The organism is Roseateles sp. P5_E11, assembly GCF_054049355.1.
In genome coordinates this window covers 1-1,272 of record NZ_JBFUMO010000992.1, presented here as the reverse complement: position 1 = coordinate 1,272, position 1,272 = coordinate 1, and the positions used below count along the sequence as shown (strand labels likewise).

Here is a 1,272-nt window from a genome sequence, read left to right as displayed (position 1 = left end):
GGGGCAATATCCGTCCCACTGTCCACTTCGCCGTGGCGGACTGGCAGGCCAGCGCCTACGCCCGCTTCAACTTCACCGGAAGGCGCTACGTCGATCTGCAGAACACGACGGCGCTGCCGGCCTACCAGACCCTGGCGCTGGGCACGTCGGCCAGCAGGGGCGGCACCACCGTGCAGCTGATGGTGGACAACGCCACCAACGCCAAGGGCCTGACCGAAGGCAACCCGCGCGCCGATGCGGTGGCCGGGCAGGGTTCGGCCGATGCCATCTATGGCCGACCGCTGTTTGGCCGCAATGTTCGCCTGACGCTGACCCAGGAATGGTGACTCGAGCGGCACAGGGGCCGGTACGGCCAAACACCAATCCGCGGACTGGAGATGTGGAATAGAGTGGGATCGAGGTTGGTGAGCACGGCTTGGCTCGATTCGGTGGGTTGCGCAAGGCCCTCCGATATCGACGCACCCCCGGCCTCATGGAGGCGACATGACTCTGAGCAGGCTCATGGGTGCATGCCTGGTGCTGTTGACCGGCTGGATCCCGCTGGCACAGGCCGCTGACGGCCCGGAGGCGAACGCGCCCGTCAGGCCCGAGAGCACCACCGTCACGGTTGGCCAGGCCAACGATGTCCCCGTGCCGCGTGTCCTGCCAGCCTGCGCGCCGGGTACGTGCCTGTTTGCGGGTCAGAAGGTGACGGTGATCGCCACCAAGAGCGCGATCAGCGTGGCGCTGCTCGAAGTGAAGCAGGAGTTCGAGGCGGCCACCGGCGCTCAGCTCGACATCGTGCGCTTGGCCGGCGTGGAGCACTACCCGACCATCATCTCGGACATGACCACCCACACCGGCAAGTACGACGCGTCGATTGCCGCTGCCTGGTGGGTCGGCGACATGGTGGCTGGCGGGCACCTGCTGTCGTATGAGAAGTTCTACAACGACCCGCGATTTCCGAAGTGGGACATCGACGACGTACTGCCCGGCCCGCGCACCCTGCTGTCCTACGGCGGCAAGAAGTACATGGTCGCCTACGACCACGACGGTCAGGTGCTGTACTACCGGCGCGACCTGCTGAATCACCCGCGGCACCAGGCGGCGTTCAGGCAGAAGTACGGCTACCCGCTGGCGGTGCCGCAGACCTGGGCGCAGTTGCGCGACGAGGTCGAGTACTTCAACGGCCAGGACATGAATGGCGATGGCACGCCGGATCACGGCATCGTGCTGGCGCTGCAGCCGGGCAGCCAGGGCATGTTCAATTACATGACGCTGTCGGCCTCCTTC

2 protein-coding genes are annotated in these 1,272 nt (G+C 66.2%); both read left to right on the top strand.

What is annotated here, in order from left to right; genetic code table 11:
* The coding region (locus ACXJKR_RS32790) for a hypothetical protein (RefSeq protein WP_457326421.1) at positions 1 to 326 on the top strand (326 nt) is incomplete at its 5' end.
* 157 nt (positions 327 to 483) lie between these two features.
* The coding region (locus tag ACXJKR_RS32785; RefSeq protein ID WP_457326420.1) for an ABC transporter substrate-binding protein at positions 484 to 1,272 on the top strand (789 nt) is incomplete at its 3' end.